The sequence below is a fragment of the Commensalibacter sp. M0268 genome (genome assembly GCF_016101925.1).
In the GTDB taxonomy this organism is placed as follows: domain Bacteria; phylum Pseudomonadota; class Alphaproteobacteria; order Acetobacterales; family Acetobacteraceae; genus Commensalibacter; species Commensalibacter melissae.
In genome coordinates this window covers 618,048-640,034 of sequence record NZ_JACFPQ010000001.1, presented here as the reverse complement: position 1 = coordinate 640,034, position 21,987 = coordinate 618,048, and the positions used below count along the sequence as shown (strand labels likewise).

The window sequence follows — 21,987 nt, the reverse complement described above, 5'->3', positions numbered from 1 at the left end:
AATCTGTATTGTCTCATGATTCTCTTTCGAGGTCTGTAACACTAAGTTTACGGACTTCAATTATTGTTTTTATTATTGATGTTTACAGAATCTCTTGCCTGATTTGACTGAATATTTTTCATATCTTGCAGCACATATACATTTGTCCACTTACTTTTTGGTAAAGAGAGCAATACCTGTATTCGATTGGCAAAAAACGCCAGATTATTGAGTTTTCTAGCTTTATATGCTGTTTCAATCATGGTGAATTGTTTTTTTCTATCAATAATCGATGATGAATCTGCTATTTTACGGATAGTTTCCAAATACCCGTCAATTGAATTATTTAAGATTTGTTTATGATTGATAATGTTTGATTTTATATCGTTTTTTTGTTTTTGGCTCAACATATTCAAAAGCGATAATTCCTTTTCCAAAATCAATATTGTATGTTGATTTTCCCAAATATTTAATGCCAAAGCGGATGCCGCTTCAATTTGGGCACGCATGGTTGCCGCCAAGAAATCATTACGAGCTCTGGCATCCTGATCCAGTTGTGTTGATATCTGTTCAAGTCCGGCCTTTAAGGATGCCTCTGTTGTCTGTTTCTTCAGCTTATCAATCAGCTGATGCGTATTGGCTGTCACTTTTTGAGATTTTTGCAATAATTGATCAAACTCTGATGAAGCCTGATTGGTTTCTTGCAGGCTACCCAATGTAGGTGCGGAAATAACAACTCTAAAACCCATGGTTGCGAGATGTGTCGGTTGATTGGTATTTTGGTCATATAGAGGGATTTCCTCACGTAATGCCGTATTGAGATCCGATGGATTAAATGTATAATTTCCACCTTTTACTATTATTCCACCTGTTAATCCATGCTGACGTCCCACACGATTCAAGTGATAATAATCCTGCATCATTTGCCCCACTTCTCCCAACATATCATATAACCCCAAAGGATTTGGTTTCATGCTACCTACCGTTTGAACCTGACCATTTGCCAGTTCCGAACCAGCCATAACATATTCTTCAATTCCTTCTGGCATTGGCCATGTTGGTGCAAGAAAATCCGTTTCGCTAACCTTGTTGCCTCCCTGAGCAGCATAATACCATTCCGCTTCTGTAGGTAAACGGATATAACCATATTTATTACCACGCTTTGGCAATGAATTTTTAGCATGTTGCAATAGCCAAACAGACCAATTTTCCGCAAAATTTTGAGCCTCAAACCATGAAATATTATTGACTGCTTTCTGTCCTGACTGATCGGGTTGTTTACATGAATCCTGATCTAGAATGGCATCATATTGATTTCTTGTAACGTCATATTTCCCAATATAATAGAAATTACTTCCATTCACCCCGCTCGAAAATGGTGCTGCAAGCTGCGCTTGCCTTATATAATCGCTATAACCTTGCTGGGTTTCAGATTGTCCTATCTGAATTGGTAAATCATCCAAAACTCCACCTTCTGTTGGCACTTCAACCTTACGAAAAACCATTTTACCTCCACAAGGCAATGGCAAGGCAAAATCATCCTTCATTGGATGGATATCTATAAATTTACTTGGCCATGATGCGTTTATTGCTTTTGAAATAGTAGGAAAAAATCCAATACCAAGTCCAATAATCAAAACAATTTGTTTCATAAAGCAATTACCCCTTCCCATGGCTGTATTTTGGCCGCTCTCTTTCCCGATAAAAAACTGATTATGAAACTTGCCCCAAAGGTTAAACAGATAGTTGCCAAAATCAATTCCTTATTCAACAAAAATAAAACATGATTTTGTGGTAGAATATTTTTAAATAAATGATTAATCAGTTCTCCTGCTCCTATCGCGGCAACGAACGAAATCGCCAGACCGCAAAATGCAAGAATAAAAGATTGAAAAAGTGGAAAAAAAATTAAATCCAATGAACAAAATCCAGAATAGCGCAATAAAGCCAGAGATCTGTGTTTACGTTCGGTATTTGCCCAAAGGCCAGATCCCAATGAAATACATAAACCGCCCCCTCCTAATGACGCGATTAAAATGAAAAGATATTGCAAGCGTTGTGTTAACGATAATAATCCAGAAACATCTCCTGCTCTTGATATGATATCTATATTGTTATTACGTAGATTCCTGTCTAATTTTGGCACATCAGTCAAATTTTTGGCATATAACCGGAAACCAGAATACATGATATTTGGCGGTATTTTGAAATTATTAACTTGAACGGGCCAGTCTTCAATACCATCCTGATAGGTTTCCACGGCAACAGCCAAAGACAAGGATACAAAGGCGCAATCCTTATCTGTAACGGAGGGTTGCAATACAGATACGACTTTCAAAGGAAAATTTATTTGCTGTTTAGTATTATGATATATTCTTTCAAGAATGGCATTTACTTGGTCTCCCTCATGAATATGCAAATAGCTGGCCGCTGAGGCTGATAAAAAAATTTCATCATTTTTTTGTATAAAAGCTGAAATATTACCTAACAAGGGGTCACCCTTGGCTGAAGGTACTAACATGATATGCCTGCCATCACCATTATTCTTGTCAGTCATATTTTCCATAAACAAACTTGCTGCCAGTGTACGGGTTCGAGGCATGATAAATGCAATATCGTTATTTGAATTAATGTTCTTTATATCATTAAGGGAAAAACTACGATTGGATATTGTGACTATTTCCCTGACATGAGGATCTTCAAGCAATGATTGCCTAATACTGGTTAATACACCACTTCTTAATCCGGCAATGACAATTAAAGGGGCTAAAACTGCGACAATGCCCAGAATATGGCATAACGATAAAATTGGTTCATTTTTCAAATCTTTCCAGGCAAGTTTAGCGGATAAAAATAAATGCAGATTTTTATGCATGGATCCGTAACCGTGTTATTTTCGTTTTATTGTCAATATTACACGCCATCTCCTTTAGACCATATTGTAACGCCCGTTTAACATCATGTGAGGTCATGATTAAAACGGATCCAGCCTCCGTTACTGTCTCAACCAATAAATGTAAAATTTCGTCGGCTAGAGTGGGATGAACAGAAGCCGTGGGTTCATCCGCTAAAACAATCATGGGTCTATTGATTAATGCTCTTGCAACAGCCACCCTTTGACGCTGGCCAACAGATACCTGACATGGCTTTTTAGATAAAATTGGTCCAATTTCAAGATAGGTAATCAACTGATCAAACCAGACTTTGTTCTTTTTTCCAATAATCGATAAGGGTAGAGTTATATTTTCCTTTATAGTTATAAAAGGTATTAGGCCCGCTGTTTGCGGAACAAAACCAAAATATGCTGACCTTAAATGAGCCAATTGATCCCGTCTGTAATTATTCCATAATTTTAAAATATCATTTTGTTCAAAATAGAAATTACGTCCTTTTGTCGGTTTCAAGGATAAGGATAACATTCCCAATACCGTACTTTTACCACATCCTGAAGGACCGGAAATAAGTATACGATCACCCTGTTTAATTTCTGCATGATCAATATTGATTTTGATTCCGTCAGAAAATTCATATGCAACATTATCAAGAAAAATAAAGGGATTTCCCAAAAATTCTCTCATCAAGGCAAGGCTTCCAAGGGAACAGGATAAACCGCTTCACCAGGATCTTTGCTTCCAGTTAACTGTACCCAAAGATCAGGATGAGACTCATATTCCTGATAAAGTCGTAAACGACTTTCGACATTATTCAGAACTGTTCTTTGCGCAATTGCTCCCATTGCCAGCCAATCCTGTTCCGAAATGTTCATGATATCCGACTTATAAGGTAAACCTTGCAAATATTCTCCCAGTAACCCGCCAATATTTTTAGATTGGGAAATTTTTTGCGGATCACGGGCCGCTGTTGCAAAGGCTGAACGAAGTTGGGTAAAAAACGTCTGTGGTTCGGTTCTTCCCGCTAATCCTGTTTTCAAGATGATCTGTAAAGATTGGGCTAAATCTGACAACTGATTTTTGGTTAAGAGAACACGTACTTCAATGGCCTTTTTTACTGGATTAGTCAGATCCCGATCTGTTGTATAACTCGAAATCATATCAGGAACGGAAGTATTTTCTTCCTTACCCATATAGGCAAGACGCATAGCTTGGCTGACAACTTTGATTTGATCCTCTGCTTTTTTAGATTGAGCATTTTTCTTTGACGGATTCAATCCTGCTATAGGTCGACCTGTTGTATCCGCTACCTGTTGCAATAATGCCATTGTAAGGGTCTGAATTACTACTGAAAAAGCCTCTGGTGTCCCCCCCCTAACAGGAAAATATAAGGATCCAGCCGTACCAAACTGACTTAGCTTTCTATATTGGCTTGCGGCCCTGATATGGTTATTGATTTTCTGACCTGCAGGTGTTAATAAATGAACAACAAATACAGCAACACCTTTTGATTCAGCAAGCTGTTTGATCTCTTCAATTCCCAGTTTAGTTATACTGTGAGGATCATTTGCCTCCCTTGCACCTGCATCCGTCACCAGAATAATATATTTACCAGCTGATTGATTCCAGTCAATTTCATCAAGTGCGGTTTTAATTCCAGCTATAGCATCCTCGTCAAAAGATTTTGACGAAACTTTTGCATCATGAACAGAAGCTATGGCATTGTTAACACTATCCACAGGTTGCTTGAAATCGGGTCTTGCAAAAACCTTTGTTTCATATTCCAGTGACGGATTATCTTTCAAACTGTCCCGAAAGGCAACCAATCCAAAACGAAAATTATTTTTAACCGCTGTATTTTTTATTGAATTAATCAATGATTTAACCGCTGCCTGAGTTTGTTCAATATAGGGTTCCATACTTACAGTCGTATCCATAACAAACACCAAACTGGCCTTGAAATTCCTCAAATTCGCTGGCGATGAATCAGGTTTGCTTTTTTGTGACGGAGCAGAAACGACATGAAGCAAACGTAATGGAGGACCACTTGGACGATCTATCTGCTGGGCATCAAGAATTGGCAACAAATAGAAATTATGAGTGATATCTACATATGTTTCAGGTTCCATGGCTATCACCGGACCAGGATTACCGGCCAGTGCATTTCTTGCTAATTCCTTGGCTTTATCCCCACCAGATTGATCCAGCAATATCTGTTTTTCATCCTGTTCATTTTTCATGAACAATGAACGCTCGCGTCCAGCCGGATTGGTAAAGGCACCAACCATTGTATGCGCCCAGTTAATTACTTTATCAGCTGGCACCCAGCCTACAATATGACCCTGGGTATCGCTTCCAACCTGCAACCAATCTTCATTTCCCTGTGTATCTTTCTGACGTTTATAAACATAAAAAACCTTGAAGCCCTCAATCGGTTTCGCATTCTGATTTGAAGGTGAATCTGATAAGACAACACCAGGTCTAGTTATGATTTTTTGATAAAGATTATGTTTTCCTTCCATAAGCAATGGTGTGGAGGATGGGGAAACAGCAGGATCAGCAAGAATAACTGAGGAACTTTCTATTGCTGAAAAATACAATAGCGAAAGAATTAATGATTTATTCAGAATTTTTCTCACTGCCAAAAATCCTTTAACGTAAGACGGGCCATTTCGTCCCCCGTTTCAGCTTTTTTACTTAACCAGTCATACAATGCTTGACGTGGGGCACTAACTTCTTGAGACCCTTTTTGTGCAGCCATCTGGAAATATCGTGCCGCTTCACGCATATCAGGACTGGGAATGGGACCATCCACCTTGAAATTTACAGGACTGTAAAGTAAACCCAACTTGACCATTGCTTCACTTTCCCCCTTGGATGCTGCATTTTCCAATAACAAAATTCCATCATCAGCCTGCTTATTTTCTAACCGCCTTTCCCCCTCTTTAGTAATAGCCAATGTGCTGGGAGCTTTGCTAAGAACATCCTGTAATGGCATTACTTCCAAATTTTCCGCCTTGTTTTGGGAATTGGATTTGGTTGATTCAGGAAAAGATTGCTTCTGGGAATTTTCAGATTGTTTTCCATCATTATTATTCTTTTTATCATTACTCTGTTTTATTACTGGTTTGTTTTCTATAGTTTTTTCCTTAACAGAAAGATTTTTATTGGGAACATGATGTTTTTTTATATAAATTCCTGTTCCAATGCTGAATAACGACAAAAGACCCAAACCTGATCCTAAAATTATCCAAGGTAGTTTGCTTCTGGTCTTGTTTGATTCTCCATGCAGATTTTCACTATTCAATAAATCCTCTTTCTGTGGAAAAAAGGAGCGTTTCTTTTGTATCTCTGGATTTATGACCGGTAAATCAGGTTTGTTTTCATTTTGATTAACTCGATTATTTTCAGTATCCATTACAACAGTTTCTATATCCGATTCAGCTCCCGATTGATCCAGGAAAACAGTGGGTTCTTCTTGTTGCCCATTTATTTTATCAACTATTTCTAAATTTTCTTTCTCTTTCCCGGGACTGCTGACATCATCTATTTTTTTATTTTCAACAACTTTTCTGGAAATACTTCGTTTGCCGATAATGGGAGGCCAGATTACGGTTTGGACAAGATCCAGTTCCGGAACCTTGATCTGGCATGGGCTCCCCGCCTCCAGTAAATCACATAAACGGTCAGCTTCAATAAATAAAACTAGATCATTTACTTGTTGTTCCTGACGTATAACCTTTTGAACAGGAATTGAGGGAAATTGTGGAAACGTAATATTAAAATTCTGTCCCTTCAAATTTGCCTTACTTATTACGGTAATAGCGGCTTCACCTGGTCCTGATGCAGAAATTTTTAATACCGAATTCATTTTATAAACCTTTTAATACGGTTATGATACGCCCCAGGGCTTCATTTGCAGCTGGATCAATTCCATCAAGACTGGACGCGCCAGCATTTTCTTCAAATCGCTGTACCATGGCTGAAATCCAATCTCGAACAAAACGTTCGTGATATGGAACGGGATGTTCAGGTAAAATCAATATATCATTGGGTGCCTCTCTTGGTTCGAATACATGATGCTCACCCTTTAATCCTCTTGTCATGGGTCTTTCGGATAACGGTACGGAATGATAACCCAAATAATAAACAAAATTACCAATTTCCATTTCTGCCAACAAAACCTGTGTTTCCCCCTTTAATGAACCACTGGTGAAAAGCGCCGCATTGCGTCTTAATTGTTCAGCGAGCCTATCCCTGAGATTTAACCGTCTTGCAAGCAAGGATATCTCTGCTGTTAATGCGGTTAATTGTTCTGTTGAAATATAAAAATGCTGTTCAACCTGATCATTACGAGAAAAATCATCCATAATATGATTCCATTTGGACAATACTAAATCGGCATATTGTTCATGACGATCTTTTGCCTGTCCCGTATTTTCTTCTTTTTCCTGTTTTTGATCCGATAAATCGGCATCTGGAAACATATCCTGAAAAAGATCGTCTACATCACTAGTTCGACCGATCAACAATCTCTGATTGGAAAGCTGCATTTCCATACTATGCCATGCTTCCATCATATCCTCTCGCCTAACCTGGAGTGACCGTAACAAAGATCCAAACATTTGCGATTTGACGGATTGCATCAATGAAAGAGCTATTGATTGAGCCTCCGATGAAGCCTTTTTGATAGCTTCTTCCGTATTGCCACTATGATAATAAGGTGAAATGAAACGTGCCAGGTTAACAGCAAGATGTTCGATCTGGCCATTAATCTGTTCAACTTTTAACCGTGCGTCACATACTTTTCCCAATGCACCGGCAAGATAGGTGATACCTCCATCATTTGGCTGCAAAACAGCATTCCATGCCTTTACAGGATCAGCCACATAACGCTTGATTTCAGGATTACTCAAATAAGCCTGTTTCATTGTTTCAACTAAATTTTTTGCCTGTTCAGCAATTCCAGCTTCTTCCTTATGTCCGTTAACGACCGTATAATCCATAACAGCTGGGAAACTTATAGAGGGACTGCGTAACCAGTAAAGATTATTGAAAGGATGATTATCTCTCCAATTCTCAATCCAACTGCACGTTTTAAAAAAGTCAATTAGACTTGCATTAATTCTGGCTGTCCATCTTGTGCTTGATGAAGGAGATTCTCCTGCTTTTTGTTCAAACTCCCGATCAAATTTTGTCAAAACAACAAACAAATTATCTCTTTGTCTATTACGTTCTTCTTCCGTTGCACCAATACTATTTCTTACCCATCCATCAATCATACCTGGCAGGGTTGAAACATTCTGTATGGAATCACCAATACACAATAACATTGCCGAAATTTCACGTTCGGCTTCATAGCGTTGAAAAAGATAGGCCACCTTTCCCCGAAGAAATAAACGTCCCAAAGCTTCTGGTGCCTGGAGAAACGCTTGTGGATCGTAAATCATTTCTCTTGATCTTGCGCCAGGAAAATCAAGCAAATCCGTTTCCTTGAGAAATGCCCATGGAGCATCACTTCCTATTGGAACGGTTAATTCTGCCGTCAATGCCGTTACAATTGAACGATCAATTGATTGTCTTTCCCCTTTTGAAGTCAAAACGGTAATTTTATCCTGGGAATTCATTCCAAGCGTGAATAGGGTTTCAACATTCAATATACTTTTTTCTCTTGGCTTCAGTGCTTCTGTAGAGCAATAGACATTTTCCGTTTTTCCCAAATTTCCTAAAACTGTAAATAAATTTCTTCCTAAATTGGTAAATTGCCCCAGATTGTTCCATAATGGTGAAAACAAGACAGCCGATTCATGAGCTGGAATATACGGAACGGTTTCCCTCAGTTGATGCCAGTAAATTTCTCTTAATTTTTCAAATCTATGATGGTCGGGATATTGTTTTTTTAAATATTCATATAGAACCTCTATATCATCAATATCTATAATTGAATTAATGATCTTGTCTTGCATAAAAGGTTTCATGGACTGAAACAAATTCTGTAGTGACTGATCGTCAATTTCGGCATCTTTTGTCTTAAAATCCTCAATTGATGTATTGGTCAATATTTTTATGACATCAACCGCTGACAACAATCGTAATGGAACAGGCATATTTTCATCAATAACGTCAATTTTCCGCGTCGTAAAACGAGATACAAGCCCCGTTGACTCATTACCCCCTTGTGGATTCATATCCGTTAAGAAATTAAGATTTTCTTTTTGATAATACGCTATCAATGCCTGTCCTGGTTTTGTCGCCAAACTTGAAACAAGATAGGATTTACCTGCCTGAGACGCTCCAAAAACCGCCACGGCAGGTGGCTGGTAAGCAGCATTGTCAAGTTGTCTGGCCTGCCGACGAAATCGCCTAAGGGTATATTTGACTGCATCCCCATCTCCCCTAATGGCTTTTGGATTATCTTCAAACCAGTGTAAAGCCATATCAGCAGAACATAATACATTCCCGGTTCTTTTTTGTAGATGCCTGGTCATTTCTTGAATATCGTTTGGCATATTAAATAATCTTTCTCTAGGCTAAGGTAAAGCGACCTGTATCACGCCAATAACCTTCGGAATTCATCATGGTTTGCAATCTCAGGACCAAAAGCCGGGTGGGATATTGCTCGCCATTCCGATCTGTTATTTCAACAATCCTGAATTGTTCGCGATCTGAATAATCATTTTTTAGATTTTCCTTTTCTTGATCGATATCCTGACGCTTAATTGTTACCGTCAAAGGCAGGGCAATTTTATTCAGAGCATTGAAATTATTTATTTCCAAAACATATAATGGCGACGCTGGCCATCTTTCAATTCCAAGCTGACGAAAACCAATCTTGGTGGTATTTTCAAAATCATCAATCTTGAAACCTACATCTTCTTGAGGCTTCCTTTCGGGTAAATCTATATTTGAAAGCCAAACATTTTTATTCCTCAACTGACCATTTTTTTCCAAACGACCAATAAAACGCACAGTGGAATACATATGCAAATCACGTGATCGTAATACAAAATTCTGTAACTTCCCTTCCGCTTGCAAACATAAAGATGCACCAACTACAACGGTGGTTTTTGGATCACTTATACGGTTCTGAGCATCACGGAAAGGATAATATGCACCAACACGATAATGGTACATACCTATAATACGGTGAACCGGAACCGGCATGGCGGCCATAATCATATCAACAATTCTGCGTAATCTTGAAGGTCTACCTGAAATCAACAAGACATCACAATCATAGGTCCAAATTGCTTCGCACAATTTCGCTATGACATCACCCATAACATATGTGATCGAGGCCTCAACCTGTTGCACCTTGGCTATGATTTCCAAGTCGGTTATTTTAAAATTTTCTGCTCCTGCCTTTTTGGCAAGGGTCTGAATGTAATTTTGGGATCGCTCGATATTTTCCTTGTCCTCACCAAGAACATCGCCAATATGGAATGCATCAAGTATATCGATTGTTCGATCAGTTAAATTTTCATAACGGGACAATATTGCCAATGCAACCGGTTCCAAAACATTATTGACAAAAAGCTGTCTTAAATGACGCTCCTGTTCTGATTGCCCTCCCCAGTCCTGTCCAATGGCGGAACTAAAAAATGCCTGGGTGTCAATTACGCCCGCTTTACGTAGGGAATTTTCCATTATGGGTAAAATGATATGCGTTATGATATGTTCAAGAATATCATCCCCTGCTATTTTAAAGCTTTCCCTAAATTCCTGATGTGGACAAATTGTCTCACCCACAGGCACAGAATAGGAACTTATCATCAAGTCAGTCGTTCCACCTCCAATATCCAAGCTTGCTATCCTAATTTTCGGTATCCGGTTATCAGTTTCCCTATCTTTATCGACATGACCGTTTAATTGCATGAACTCATCCACATTTCCACCGAGACGTTCGGTAATCTCGTTATATAACCAAACGATTTGGGTTGCTGTTGCCTCATCAAGATGCGTGTGAATTTTTGGCCGTTCATTTATAGATATACCCAGCATTTCGCAATATAAATCAATGGCTGCAATCGCACGATTACGTAAGATTTTCTGTTCCGCTACCGGCATACCGGGAGGTAGAGTCAATGTTACAGACCGAAGATGTCTCATTAAAGTTTTATTTTGTCTTTGTTCACGATTTTGAGGCGAGTTCATCTGTAATCTCGCTTGAAACAAAATTTCCACAAGCATAAAGGTAAATAATGAACTCCGTGAAAAATTTGGTTGTGTGGTGATATTCTCCCCTATTAAACGTTCCTCCTCAGTCAAAACACGACCATCCGGTGAAATCATTGCCATAAATGCCCCCGTAACTGGAGGATCGATTATTCTGCCCGAAATACCCATGGAACGGCTATTGTAACGCCAGCTTTGTAAAGATAAACGCGTATCCCATATATATCTTTTAGGAGATGTGATACCGGTTATACCTTCATTTCCAATTCTTGTCCCTGCCAAATGTGCTGCCTCATAACCGACCCTGACCGGACTTGGCCAATAAAATGCAGACACCCTTCCGGAACGACGGGAGAGAAGATCACTGCCAAAATTTGCACGAGCAAATTCTATACAGCTTGGAAATGGTTTGTCATATTTAAGATTGGGACGTGAAAGATCTCTAAGAATCAAAGGATAGCTATTTGAAAAATTAACATCCTGTCCCGGATGATCCTCAACTAAAATTCCACAGCTCCTTGAATTTCCCAAATCCAGAATTAGGTCTACCTCAACCGGAACTTGTGATGTTATTCCCTTACCACCATCCAGCAAATGCACTGATGGTATGGTTTGCAAGGAGGTTAAAATCTGTAGGAATGCCTGATAGACGGCGTAATGCCAACAATATCGTTCTTCATATAAAGAGCTATTGACAACATTTTCCTGTTTGATTTTCAAAAGCCAATCACCAACCCATCCTTCATTCAAAAACCATGCCACATCAGTAAAATTAGAAACGAATTTATAACAGTCCTGTCTTTGGCTATCTTCTATAGTGGGTGCATTATAAATTTCATTATTATCCTGTGTTTGCAAACTTGTATCAAAGACAAGATCAAATTGATACAAATCCTCCCTTATCTGTGTAAGATATCCACGTACCCAATTTGCCGGTCCATTTCGAAAATGCTCATCACCTGTTTCTTCACCCGATATGAGCGCAAAAAAAGGCAGAGGTATCCATTGATGCAGAAACATTTGCATCATCCCTTTCCAGGAAACCTCATAAATCTGATTTTCAGGTGGAACCTGACCGGATTGAACATCCCTCAACACACCTGTTTCGGGATCCTCCCTAAGGGAATGCAAGATATAACGTGGTGTACCATCATCATATTCACCATTACGCTCTTCCCAAAACCAGCAATGAACATTTTTTAATTGCGCAACAGGAATTTTAATAGACCAAAACTGTATTCCACTGTCAGGAATTAAAGTGATGATACGAGACATATGATTCTCAATCCCCTGAGAAATATTAGGACACAAATTGATAGATTAAACTATAACAGCTATTATAAAATAAAAAATAAATAATTGAATTGTTTTAACGACCCAGTTTTTATGAAATAATTTTGAAAATCTATTTAAATATAAATTTCAACCAATTAAAAAATAAATAATATTCTGAGTATGATTGAACACTATATTAATTGAGCTTCATATCTTGACTATATAAATCAAATACCGTACCTAAATAACTAGGTATATTAATAATCATGAACATTCCGATTGAAAACAATCAAAAACGGTTTTTACCCATTGTCGCAGCAATATCATTTTTCATGGCTGCACTTGATTCAACTGCCGTCAATACAATAATTCCCTACTTATCCAATTTTTTTAACACACCTTTATTCAAAACAAAAAATATCATTATTTATTATATGGTGGCTGGGTCTCTTTTCATTCCCCTTACGGGATATCTATGCCAAAAACATGGATGTCGCATAATTTTTTGTCTTTCACTGGCAATTTTTACATCTGGTTCTCTTTTATGCGGACTTTCCCATAACTTGAATGAATTGTTAATCGCAAGGATTATTCAGGGTTCTGGAGGAGCACTTATGCTGCCGATCGGTCGATTGGCAATTATCCAGACCTTTTCCAAAGACGAACTGGTAAAAGCATTAAGTATGGTAACCCTTCCCGCTTTGACTGGTCCCTTGATCGGTCCCATTGTTGGGGGGATGATCACTTCTTATTTTCATTGGTCTCTAATATTTTTAATCAATATACCCTTCGGTATCCTTGGAATTATATTTGCCTTACGAATTTTTCCCGATATCAAGGATAAATCAATTAAAATGGATTATACAGGGTATGGAATATTTGCCATTTCAATAGCCTTTCTTACCTATGCACTCAGTCTATTTAGTGAAACAAAACAATTTAAAATTCCAACCCTGATTCTTATTCTGGGCATCCTTTTAATGATATTTTACTGGATAAAATCCTATAATCACAAACACCCCTTATTTCATCACAACCTTTTTAAAGTAAGAAGCTTCACAATTGGAATTTTCGGTAACATCGTTGCACGTATCGGATGCGGCGCCGTGCCATTCATGCTGCCATTGATGTTACAAATTCTATTGGGACTTTCACCCGTAAAATGTGGTTTTGCGATGTTACCATTGGCCATTGCTTCTTTTGTAGGAAAATCTTTCGTCGATCAGATTATAAGACAGACCGGTTACCGACGTTTTCTGTTTATCAACACTATATTGCTCAGTTTTTCATATATTTCGTATGTAACTGTAACAAGTTCATCCAGCTGGACATTACTGGTTGTTCTCATGCTCATTACTGGATTTATAAATTCCATTCAATTTACAGCCATGAATACAGTTACCGTTATTGATCTATCTTTTCGTAAACAACCTTCAGGAAGCGGTCTATTATCCACAGTCATGCAACTTTCCATGGCTTCTGGTGTTGCCGTCTCTGCAATACTTTTAAATGTAGATCAATCTTTGCATCCCAATTCCGCTCCTGCAATGCATTTTCATTTTACATGGTTTTGGTTGGGTATAACGACACTTTTCAGCTCTTTTATCTTTTGGTTTTTGCCAAAAGGAAAATAATTATTCTTCTTTATTATTTATAAAATACAATTTTTCCCGTTTATAGGATATCCATATTTTATTTAGTGCAAACCAGTCTGAACCAATCAGCATATCTGCTTCATCATGCAATGGGGATACGGTCAATGTAGGTTTGATTTCAACCTGTCCACCAATTTCGAAACGCTTAAATTGATACCAGTGATAAACAACCTCTTTTGAACCAATCGAGCTTGCCAGTCCACCCGGACGTGTGGCCAGCTCATCTTCATGAATTCCCATTTCTTTTACTTTTTGAAGGGCAACTATTCGGGATCGTGCACCACTGTCAATTAGGGCTTCTAGGGGAAACTGATCAATTCTTACCTTTGTAAACACACGAAAACCTTTTTTGTCCAAATCAGTAATATGACCTTTTTCTTGCCAAAAAGGTGGTACCATACATAATAATGAATGGCTGTTCACCTCCCATAAATTTAGCTTTCCTGTTTTTAATGAAAATTCAACATCAAAATTTGATAATATATCTCCACCGATCAATCCTGAAATGGCAGGTTTAATTCTTGGAAATTGAGGTAAATTACCAACTGGTATAGATAAAGCGCCCAGATTGTACGTTCCTATGTGCATATTTCGGATAAAAACATTTTGTACTGTTTTACTTCCCCCTTTTGAACCCAGTATTATTGTTTTTTGGCCTGGATCCACAGGTAAATGCAGCCTTGAAGCTCCATCCAAAGAAATAAGACTTCCTTCTGAACCTGTGTCAATAATCAGGGAAACCATTTGTCCATTAATTTGAAAATCCCCTATTATATATCCTCCTATATTTCTGAGAGGAATTTGCGCAATTTTTTCATAACTGCATAAATTCCTTTCGGCTTTGGCAGAATCAAAAGACCATAAGCCTGTAAAAAAATAAAATGTCAGAATGAGTTTTTTCATATTTTTCTATTTATATTCGCTTTGGGATGGGCTTTATTCCATACTTCAAGTAAATGAGATTCATCCATCAATGTATAACGCTGCGTTGTAGACAGGCTTGCATGTCCTAACAACATCTGTATTGTTCTTAAATCTCCTCCGTTTTGTAAAATATGGGTGGCAAATGAGTGACGTAGGGCATGAGGTGTTGCCAATTCTGACAATCCTGTCATGCGTCTGTATTCACGCATATTTTTTTGGGCAATCGATGGATTTAACCTTTTGCCTTTAACACCGACAAAAACTGGTGATTGAGATTTTATCATAAAAGGGTAATGTTTTTCCCATTTTATTAATGCCTCAGCCACATAGGACAAAATCGGCACAAGTCGTTCCTTGTTTCCTTTACCGGTTATCCTTAGGGTTGCACCCTCACGGGTCAGGTCTGCATTTCTGAGATCCCCCCAATTTAAGGATAAGGCTTCAGACAACCGCAAACCACAACCATACAACAATGTAAATAAAGCGATGTCACGATTTTGAGTCATTGGGGACTGATCAACAATCGCAATATTCCTAGTCAACTCTGAAGCCTCTTTTTCCGTCAATGGATGGGGTAAAGGTTGATTGACCTTTGGAATCTTTATTAATGAAGCAATATTATTCCCAATATAATAAAACCTTGCCAAAAAGCGATAAAATGACCGCAATGCGGATAAACGTCTTTTACGTGTACGGATTGCGGCATCTTGCGTATGTCGACCCTGACCAAGATAATGACTTTTAAGGGCTTTGTTGTTTTCATCCGCCATCCATGCCCTGACATCCTTATATGAAAGATCGGCAAGATCATGCCCGGTTATTTCTTTACCCCTATAATTTGCAAAAAATTGTAAAAAAAGGGTTAAATCTTGTTGATAGGCAATAATACTATTAGATGAAGCTCTTTGACTGTCCCTCATCCATTTCAAGAAATGCTTTAAATAATCTTCTGCCAGCATGATTGGATCCTTTTCAACGCGATTCTGTTACTGAAATGATAATTTATTATAAATTCCATATTCTGTAAAAATGATTGACCGGCCCATGTCCCTTACCCACTTGCAGCTGATTGCCAGCCTTAAGTGCATGCCCTAGATAAGTCTTGGCCTCTCTGACCGCATCAGGAATTTCCATAACGGGAATCAAGGCTGTTATGGCAGAAGACAACGTGCATCCTGTCCCGTGATTATTATTTGTCAGCACTCTTTCATCTTCATAATCGAAAATTTCATTCTTGTTACATAATACATCAAAACAGTTAAATCCCTCGAGATGTCCCCCTTTTAACAAAACCCAATGAGATCCAAATGAAAGTAATTTCTGTGCCTCCTCTTTCATTTCCAGCATTGTTATTGGATCATCTCTATTCAATAAAACGCATGCCTCCGGGATATTTGGGGTAATAAGGGTGGCAAGAGGAAATAGTTCGTCCTTCAATGCATTAACTGCCGCATCATTGATCAAATGATCACCGCTTTTTGCCACCATGACAGGATCAATAACGACCTTGGCAACATTATATTCTCTCAGTTTCTGGGCTACAATCCTGACAATAAGCTCATTGCCAAGCATTCCGATTTTGACAGCGTCAACATGGATATCCTGAAAAATCGCATCGATCTGATCTGCAACCATTTTAGGATCCATAATTTGAAAAGATCTTACCCCTTGGGTATTTTGCGCAACAACCGCCGTTATAACTGACATTGCATAGGTTCCCAATGCGGAAAAAGTTTTGATATCAGCCTGGATTCCCGCCCCTCCACTTGGATCGGTTCCAGCAATTGTTAAAATATTTTTAATCATGTAGATCCCAATTTATGTCTAATATTTTATGATTATAGTTTTAATTCATTCTAGAGATATATTTTATCTTAAATCCAGAACATATAGTTTCAAACAATGCTATACTATCCTCGTAAAATAAGATTTTGCCTCAATTTCAATTGAGTTTGTCAAATGAATCCTGATATTTTATCTGATATGCCTCTATCTTACCGTAAAATAGTCCCGGTTCTTCTTCCTTACCCATTCAAGGAACCTTTTGATTATATAATTCCGCACGACCTAAAAGTGGAAAAAATCATTCCTGGTACCCTGGTTATTGTACCGCTCAATCAACGTAAGGAAATAGGGGTTGTCTGGCAAGATCACGTTCTATCAGGCAATTTGTCTTTATTATCCACCCCCAAAAAAGAAAAAAGAAAATTAAAAGAAATTATTTCCATTTTACCCATTCAGCCCTTACCGAGAGTTTTAATGCAATTCATTGATTGGATGGCAAATTACAATTTTACGGAATCAGGTTCCGTTCTGGCAATGGCAATCCGTAATATCAGAACTCTCACCGTTCCCTTAAAAAAAGAATATGGATGGATAAAAACTTCACCTTTGCCAACAAACTTAAAAATTACCGAAAAAAGAAAAAAAATTCTGGATTTCATGAATATTCCAGATCAAGCCTATACAACAAGGGAATTGACAGAAAATTTACATATAAAACCTTCGGTTATTTATGGACTGGAAAAATCAGGGGGCATTTTCAAACAACCCCTTACCAATTTTACGCAATTTTCGAAACCTGATCCCAATTTTCATCAACCTAGTCTTTCCGAAGAACAAACCAAAGCAACAACTTTTTTAACGAAACAAGTCGATAAGAAAAAATTTTCTGTTACTTTACTGCAAGGCATTACCGGTTCAGGAAAAACAGAAGTTTATATGCAAGCCATAGCTTCCTGCATCGAACAGAATAAACAAGTTCTGGTTTTATTGCCAGAAATCGCTTTGTCAGCTCAATGGACCAACCGGTTTTACAAACGTTTTGGCGTAAATCCTGCACTATGGCATTCCGATCTAGGTTTGAAACACCGTAAACAAACCTGGATGGCTATATTAAAAAATGAAGTTTTCGTGTTAGTTGGCGCGAGATCCGCCCTATTTCTACCTTTTTATGATCTGGGATTGATAATTGTGGACGAGGAACACGAATCTTCCTTCAAACAGGAGGAAGGTGTTATCTATAATGCCAGGGATATGGCCATTGTCAGGGCTAAACTATCCTCGTGTCCTATTATTTTGGTTTCCGCCACCCCTTCAATGGAAACCCTGATAAATGCGCATCAGGGAAAATATTTTCATCTCACCTTAACCAAACGACATGGTGGGGCTATCATGCCACGAACCGAACTGGTTGACATGAAAATACATCCACCTGAAAAAGGACATTTCCTGTCACCACCTCTTGTAAAGGCAACACAGGAAAAACTTGACAAAAACGAACAGGTCTTGTTTTTTTTGAACAGGCGCGGTTACGCCCCTTTAACTTTATGCCGTGCTTGTGGTTACCGTCTTGAATGTCCACATTGTTCAGCATGGTTGGTTGAGCATCGCAGCACTAGAAAACTGGTATGTCATCATTGCGATTATTCTATACCCGTTCCGCTGGAATGTCCCCATTGCAATACCAAGAATAGTCTGGTTCCCATTGGTCCTGGAATTGAACGCATTACCGAAGAGGCAAGAATTACCTTTCCTGACGCAAAAATTCTTGTCATGTCCAGTGACTGTTTAAACAGCCCCAAAATGACAGCCGAAGCCGTTCGCCAAATTATGCAAAAAGAAGTCAACCTTATTATCGGCACCCAAATTGTTGCCAAGGGATGGCATTTCCCTGATCTTACTCTTGTTGGGGTTATAGATGCCGATTTGGGATTAACCGGCGCAGATTTACGTGCGGCTGAAAAAACATTACAGTTATTGCATCAGGTCGGGGGTAGAGCCGGTCGAGCCAGATTTCCCGGTACAGTTATAATTCAAAGTTTTTTAACAGATCATCCCGTAATGGAGACGTTAATCAAAGGTGATTTCAATCAATTCATGATCGAAGAGGCACATGAGCGTAAAGCCGGATTTTGGCCTCCTTACGGTCGATTGGCCGCCATAATCGTAAGTGCGGATACAAATCAGGATGCTTTGGAAACAGCTCAAGAACTCGGTCTAAATGCACCCAGCCGAGATGGTGTCATCGTTTTGGGACCTGCCCCAGCTCCCCTATCTCTGCTTCGTAACCGTTATCGACAGCGTTTATTGCTAAGAACACATAAATCCATCGCCATACAGCCGATCCTACATCAATGGTTGGATCCAATTAAACCCAAAAAAAACGTAAAAATAACTGTGGATATCGATCCAATATCGTTTTTGTAAAATTGATTAAGATTTATAGTCTGAATATTTTCATAATTAGAATTCACATAAAATATTCTGTATGAAATCCTAATTAATCGCTCGCATCCAATGATGTTTTTATTTATTATGTTTTCTCGTTATTAATTTATTTGTACTGATCAGGAGATCCCATGCCTAACTCCCCTACAATTCATTCTGATTCTCTTACAGAAGGATTGATGGATTATTCAAAGGAACTTTTAATCGTCACACATAACGGACGTTTTCATATTGACGATGTTTTCGCCTTTACAACCTTATTTCTTGCATTGGATTTAGAAAATAGACCCTTTCGGCTGGAAAGAACACGTAACCCTGAAATCATTGAAAAAGCTGATATTGTTTTTGATGTTGGGGGAATTTTTGATGGCAAGCGTTATTTTGACCATCACCAGATCGGTGCTCCTGAAAGAGATATCAAACAGACACCCAAAAACATGGAAGGAACTATTCCCTATAGTTCTGCCGGTCTTATATGGACAGCTTTTGGTCTGGATGTCATTAAAAAACTAGCCCCTGACCTGGATGAGAAATCACATCGTGTTGCGCATAGTGTAATTGAAAAAGCGCTAGTCATTCCCATAGATGCAATCGATAATGGAAAAATGCAACCTGAAAACGGATTAAATTTTTCATCAATCATAAATATTTTCAATCCTGCGTGGGATTGCGACGACCCGTCAAACCAGCTGGAACGTTTTTTTGAGGCAAGTAAAATCGTTCAAACTGTTTTGATTTATCAACTCAATATTGAATTTGCTCGTAACAGAGCCATCAGCTGTTGTGAAGAAGCATACAAGAACAGCCCCGATAACCGTATTTTGATGTTGCCTCGCTGGATGCCACATATATATCCGATTTTTGCCAATGGTTGGAATACACAACTGGTAATTTATCCTGCAGAAAATGAATGGCGTGTCGGAACAGTTCCGATCCGTATGCACGGAAACGATCGACGTAAGTTGTTTCCTGCCAGCTGGGGAGGACTAGAAGGTGAAAATCTAGAAAAAGAAACAGGAATTCTGGGAGCGAAATTCGTTCACAAGGGATTGTTCATAGCTGTTGCCACATCAAAAGAGGCAGCAATCGCACTTGCACACAAAACCCTTGAATAATTTATAGAAAACTAAAATTAAGGATTAGAATTCGTGTTAATCCTTAATCTTGTCTAGTCTGATTTACAGGTGAATACCCAAACATAAATATTTGATTTCAAGATAATCATCTATACCATATTTGGAACCTTCCCTTCCAAGACCTGATGCCTTTATTCCGCCAAAAGGTGCCATTTCATTTGAGATCAAACCAGTATTAATTCCCACAATCCCGTATTCCAAGGCTTCTGATACACGTGTTATTCTTGAAATATCATTGGCATAAAAATAGGATGCCAAACCAAATTCCGTATCATTGGCCAAATGAATAACCTCTTCTTCAGTTTCAAAGCGATATACAGGCGCCAAAGGTCCAAAAGTTTCCTCTTTCGAAACCAGTGCATTAAATGGTACATTCGATAAAATTGTCGGCTCGAAAAAACATCCCTCAAGAGCTTTACCACCCATGACAACAGTTGCGCCTTTATTTACAGCATCATCAATATGTTCTTTCACCTTTTTCAAGGCATTTCGATCAATCAAGGGACCAATGGTTACATCTTTATTCAATCCATTGCCAACCTTGAGTTTGGTAACGGCATGTTTAAATTTTTCAATAAATTGATCATAAACTGAATCATGAACATAAAATCGATTTGCACAGACACAAGTTTGACCCGCATTTCGATATTTGGACATCATTGCCCCTTCCACCGCCGCATCAATATCTGCGTCTTCAAAAACGATGAAGGGTGCATTCCCCCCCAATTCCATCGATAATTTTTTTACCGTACCGGCTGATTCCTGTATTAACTGAGCGCCAATTTCTGTTGATCCTGTAAAGGTTAGTTTACGAACTATTGGATTAGTGGTCAACTCTCCACCAATTTCCCCTGAGGATCCTGTAATGATATTGAAAACCCCTGGCGGTAATCCAGCTTCTTCAGCAAGCACACCCAGGGCCAAGGCAGAGTAAGGGGTCATACTTGCGGGTTTAAGTACCATTGAACATCCAACTGCCAATGCTGGACCAGCCTTGCGGGTAATCATCGCGTTGGGAAAATTCCAGGGAGTAATTGCTGCCGTAACCCCAATTGGTTGTTTGATAACCGAAATCCGTTTATCTGCCGCGTGTCCGGGAATGGTATCGCCATAAACCCTTTTTGCCTCTTCGGCAAACCATTCCAGATAAGACGCGCCATATTGAATTTCCCCCTTAGCCTCCGCCAAGGGTTTCCCCTGTTCAAGTGTGAGAATTAATGCAAGATCATCCTTGTTTTCTTCCATTAATTCATACCAACGACGCAAAATGACAGACCGCTCTTTTGCGGTTTTTTTTCGCCACGCAATCTGGGCGGTTTGTGCGGCTTTAATAGCCTTTTCTGTTTCGTTACCACCCATTTTCGGAACAGTTCCAATAATTTCATCAGTTGCAGGATTGACAACCTGAATTACTTGACCATTATCTGCATTCAACCATTGACCATCAATGAAACATTGCTGTTTGAACAATGACTTGTTTTTTAAATCGTCAAGACTTTTTTGAACCATACCCGTTGCTTTCTATCATATGGAATAATTAATGTTATTGAGATTATAACAAAGCGAATTCTGTTTTGTTATAATTTACATTATCATAACAAAGAATTGTTTTTGATTTATATTTTATAATAGATCCATATTAAAATTTTACTGAAAACAACTTGCATAACAATCTATTTTGCTGTTGTATATTTTGTAACAAAATTACTTAAAACTAAAGAT

Annotated in this window: 14 protein-coding genes; 3 read left to right on the top strand and 11 right to left on the bottom strand. The window is 38.5% G+C overall.

Annotated elements, in window-relative coordinates; translation table 11 throughout:
• Window positions 1-56 precede the first annotated feature (56 nt).
• From H3R28_RS02870 to H3R28_RS02840, 7 genes are read right to left on the bottom strand one after another with little or no spacing between them, the layout of a single operon-like run.
• Entirely contained in the window at window positions 57-1,631 is a 1,575-nt protein-coding gene (locus H3R28_RS02870; RefSeq protein WP_198208885.1) for an SUMF1/EgtB/PvdO family nonheme iron enzyme, read from the bottom strand.
• Entirely contained in the window at window positions 1,628-2,854 is a 1,227-nt protein-coding gene (locus H3R28_RS02865; RefSeq protein ID WP_198208887.1) for an ABC transporter permease, read from the bottom strand. Before H3R28_RS02865 ends, H3R28_RS02870 begins: the two co-directional genes overlap by 4 nt.
• Complete coding sequence (locus H3R28_RS02860; RefSeq protein WP_198208889.1) at window positions 2,847-3,557, bottom strand: ABC transporter ATP-binding protein; 711 nt, start codon at window positions 3,555-3,557, stop codon at window positions 2,847-2,849. Before H3R28_RS02860 ends, H3R28_RS02865 begins: the two co-directional genes overlap by 8 nt.
• A complete protein-coding gene (locus H3R28_RS02855) occupies window positions 3,557-5,509 on the bottom strand; it encodes a vWA domain-containing protein (protein ID WP_370552812.1) in 1,953 nt (650 codons plus the stop codon). The genes H3R28_RS02860 and H3R28_RS02855 overlap by 1 nt, the downstream gene beginning before the upstream one ends.
• Window positions 5,506-6,741, bottom strand: coding sequence for a sel1 repeat family protein (locus H3R28_RS02850; RefSeq protein ID WP_198208891.1), 1,236 nt, complete (start codon window positions 6,739-6,741; stop codon window positions 5,506-5,508). The genes H3R28_RS02855 and H3R28_RS02850 overlap by 4 nt, the downstream gene beginning before the upstream one ends.
• 1 nt (window position 6,742) lies before the next feature.
• The gene (locus H3R28_RS02845) at window positions 6,743-9,379 is read right to left on the bottom strand and encodes a virulence factor SrfC family protein (protein WP_198208893.1); all 2,637 of its coding nucleotides are present in this window, start codon (window positions 9,377-9,379) and stop codon (window positions 6,743-6,745) included.
• A gap of 16 nt (window positions 9,380-9,395) precedes the next feature.
• On the bottom strand, window positions 9,396-12,320 hold the full coding sequence (locus H3R28_RS02840) for a virulence factor SrfB (protein ID WP_198208895.1): 2,925 nt from the start codon (window positions 12,318-12,320) through the stop codon (window positions 9,396-9,398).
• 266 nt (window positions 12,321-12,586) lie between these two features.
• Here H3R28_RS02840 and H3R28_RS02835 point away from each other — a divergent pair, with 266 nt between their 5' ends.
• Window positions 12,587-13,954 carry an MFS transporter gene (locus tag H3R28_RS02835; RefSeq protein WP_122123649.1) on the top strand — a complete coding sequence of 456 codons (1,368 nt, stop codon included), beginning with the start codon at window positions 12,587-12,589 and terminating at the stop codon, window positions 13,952-13,954.
• On the opposite strand, the gene H3R28_RS02830 is transcribed toward H3R28_RS02835, so the two are convergent.
• Genes H3R28_RS02830 through thiD form a run of 3 tightly spaced genes read right to left on the bottom strand, consistent with a single transcriptional unit; the run spans window position 13,955 to window position 16,705 of the window.
• On the bottom strand, window positions 13,955-14,878 hold the full coding sequence (locus H3R28_RS02830; RefSeq protein WP_198193125.1) for a retroviral-like aspartic protease family protein: 924 nt from the start codon (window positions 14,876-14,878) through the stop codon (window positions 13,955-13,957).
• Window positions 14,875-15,858, bottom strand: a complete 984-nt coding sequence (locus H3R28_RS02825; RefSeq protein WP_198208897.1) for a tyrosine recombinase XerC — start codon at window positions 15,856-15,858, stop codon at window positions 14,875-14,877. Before H3R28_RS02825 ends, H3R28_RS02830 begins: the two co-directional genes overlap by 4 nt.
• A 46-nt stretch (window positions 15,859-15,904) precedes the next feature.
• The gene (gene thiD / locus H3R28_RS02820; protein WP_155580471.1) at window positions 15,905-16,705 is read right to left on the bottom strand and encodes a bifunctional hydroxymethylpyrimidine kinase/phosphomethylpyrimidine kinase; all 801 of its coding nucleotides are present in this window, start codon (window positions 16,703-16,705) and stop codon (window positions 15,905-15,907) included.
• Window positions 16,706-16,858: 153 nt separating this feature from the next.
• On the opposite strand from thiD, the gene H3R28_RS02815 reads away from it, so the two are divergent.
• Together H3R28_RS02815 and H3R28_RS02810 are read left to right on the top strand one after the other, a co-directional pair.
• Window positions 16,859-19,108 (top strand): primosomal protein N', encoded by a 2,250-nt coding sequence (locus tag H3R28_RS02815; protein ID WP_232351170.1) that lies wholly within the window; start codon window positions 16,859-16,861, stop codon window positions 19,106-19,108.
• A 152-nt stretch (window positions 19,109-19,260) separates the two neighbouring features.
• Window positions 19,261-20,244, top strand: coding sequence for an MYG1 family protein (locus tag H3R28_RS02810; protein ID WP_155580473.1), 984 nt, complete (start codon window positions 19,261-19,263; stop codon window positions 20,242-20,244).
• Window positions 20,245-20,307: 63 nt separating this feature from the next.
• Here H3R28_RS02810 and gabD read toward each other — a convergent pair whose 3' ends face one another.
• The gene (gabD, locus tag H3R28_RS02805) at window positions 20,308-21,774 is read right to left on the bottom strand and encodes an NADP-dependent succinate-semialdehyde dehydrogenase (RefSeq protein WP_198208898.1); all 1,467 of its coding nucleotides are present in this window, start codon (window positions 21,772-21,774) and stop codon (window positions 20,308-20,310) included.
• Window positions 21,775-21,987 lie beyond the last annotated feature (213 nt).

Coding starts and splice junctions, on each gene's coding strand:
- H3R28_RS02835 (WP_122123649.1), top strand. CDS start 12,587: ATGAACATTCCGATTGAAAACAATCAAAAACGGTTTTTACCCATTGTC.
- thiD (WP_155580471.1), bottom strand. CDS start 16,705: ATGATTAAAAATATTTTAACAATTGCTGGAACCGATCCAAGTGGAGGG.
- H3R28_RS02815 (WP_232351170.1), top strand. CDS start 16,859: ATGAATCCTGATATTTTATCTGATATGCCTCTATCTTACCGTAAAATA.
- H3R28_RS02860 (WP_198208889.1), bottom strand. CDS start 3,557: ATGAGAGAATTTTTGGGAAATCCCTTTATTTTTCTTGATAATGTTGCA.
- H3R28_RS02830 (WP_198193125.1), bottom strand. CDS start 14,878: ATGAAAAAACTCATTCTGACATTTTATTTTTTTACAGGCTTATGGTCT.
- H3R28_RS02825 (WP_198208897.1), bottom strand. CDS start 15,858: ATGCTGGCAGAAGATTATTTAAAGCATTTCTTGAAATGGATGAGGGAC.
- gabD (WP_198208898.1), bottom strand. CDS start 21,774: ATGGTTCAAAAAAGTCTTGACGATTTAAAAAACAAGTCATTGTTCAAA.
- H3R28_RS02865 (WP_198208887.1), bottom strand. CDS start 2,854: ATGCATAAAAATCTGCATTTATTTTTATCCGCTAAACTTGCCTGGAAA.
- H3R28_RS02870 (WP_198208885.1), bottom strand. CDS start 1,631: ATGAAACAAATTGTTTTGATTATTGGACTTGGTATTGGATTTTTTCCT.
- H3R28_RS02810 (WP_155580473.1), top strand. CDS start 19,261: ATGCCTAACTCCCCTACAATTCATTCTGATTCTCTTACAGAAGGATTG.
- H3R28_RS02850 (WP_198208891.1), bottom strand. CDS start 6,741: ATGAATTCGGTATTAAAAATTTCTGCATCAGGACCAGGTGAAGCCGCT.
- H3R28_RS02840 (WP_198208895.1), bottom strand. CDS start 12,320: ATGTCTCGTATCATCACTTTAATTCCTGACAGTGGAATACAGTTTTGG.
- H3R28_RS02845 (WP_198208893.1), bottom strand. CDS start 9,379: ATGCCAAACGATATTCAAGAAATGACCAGGCATCTACAAAAAAGAACC.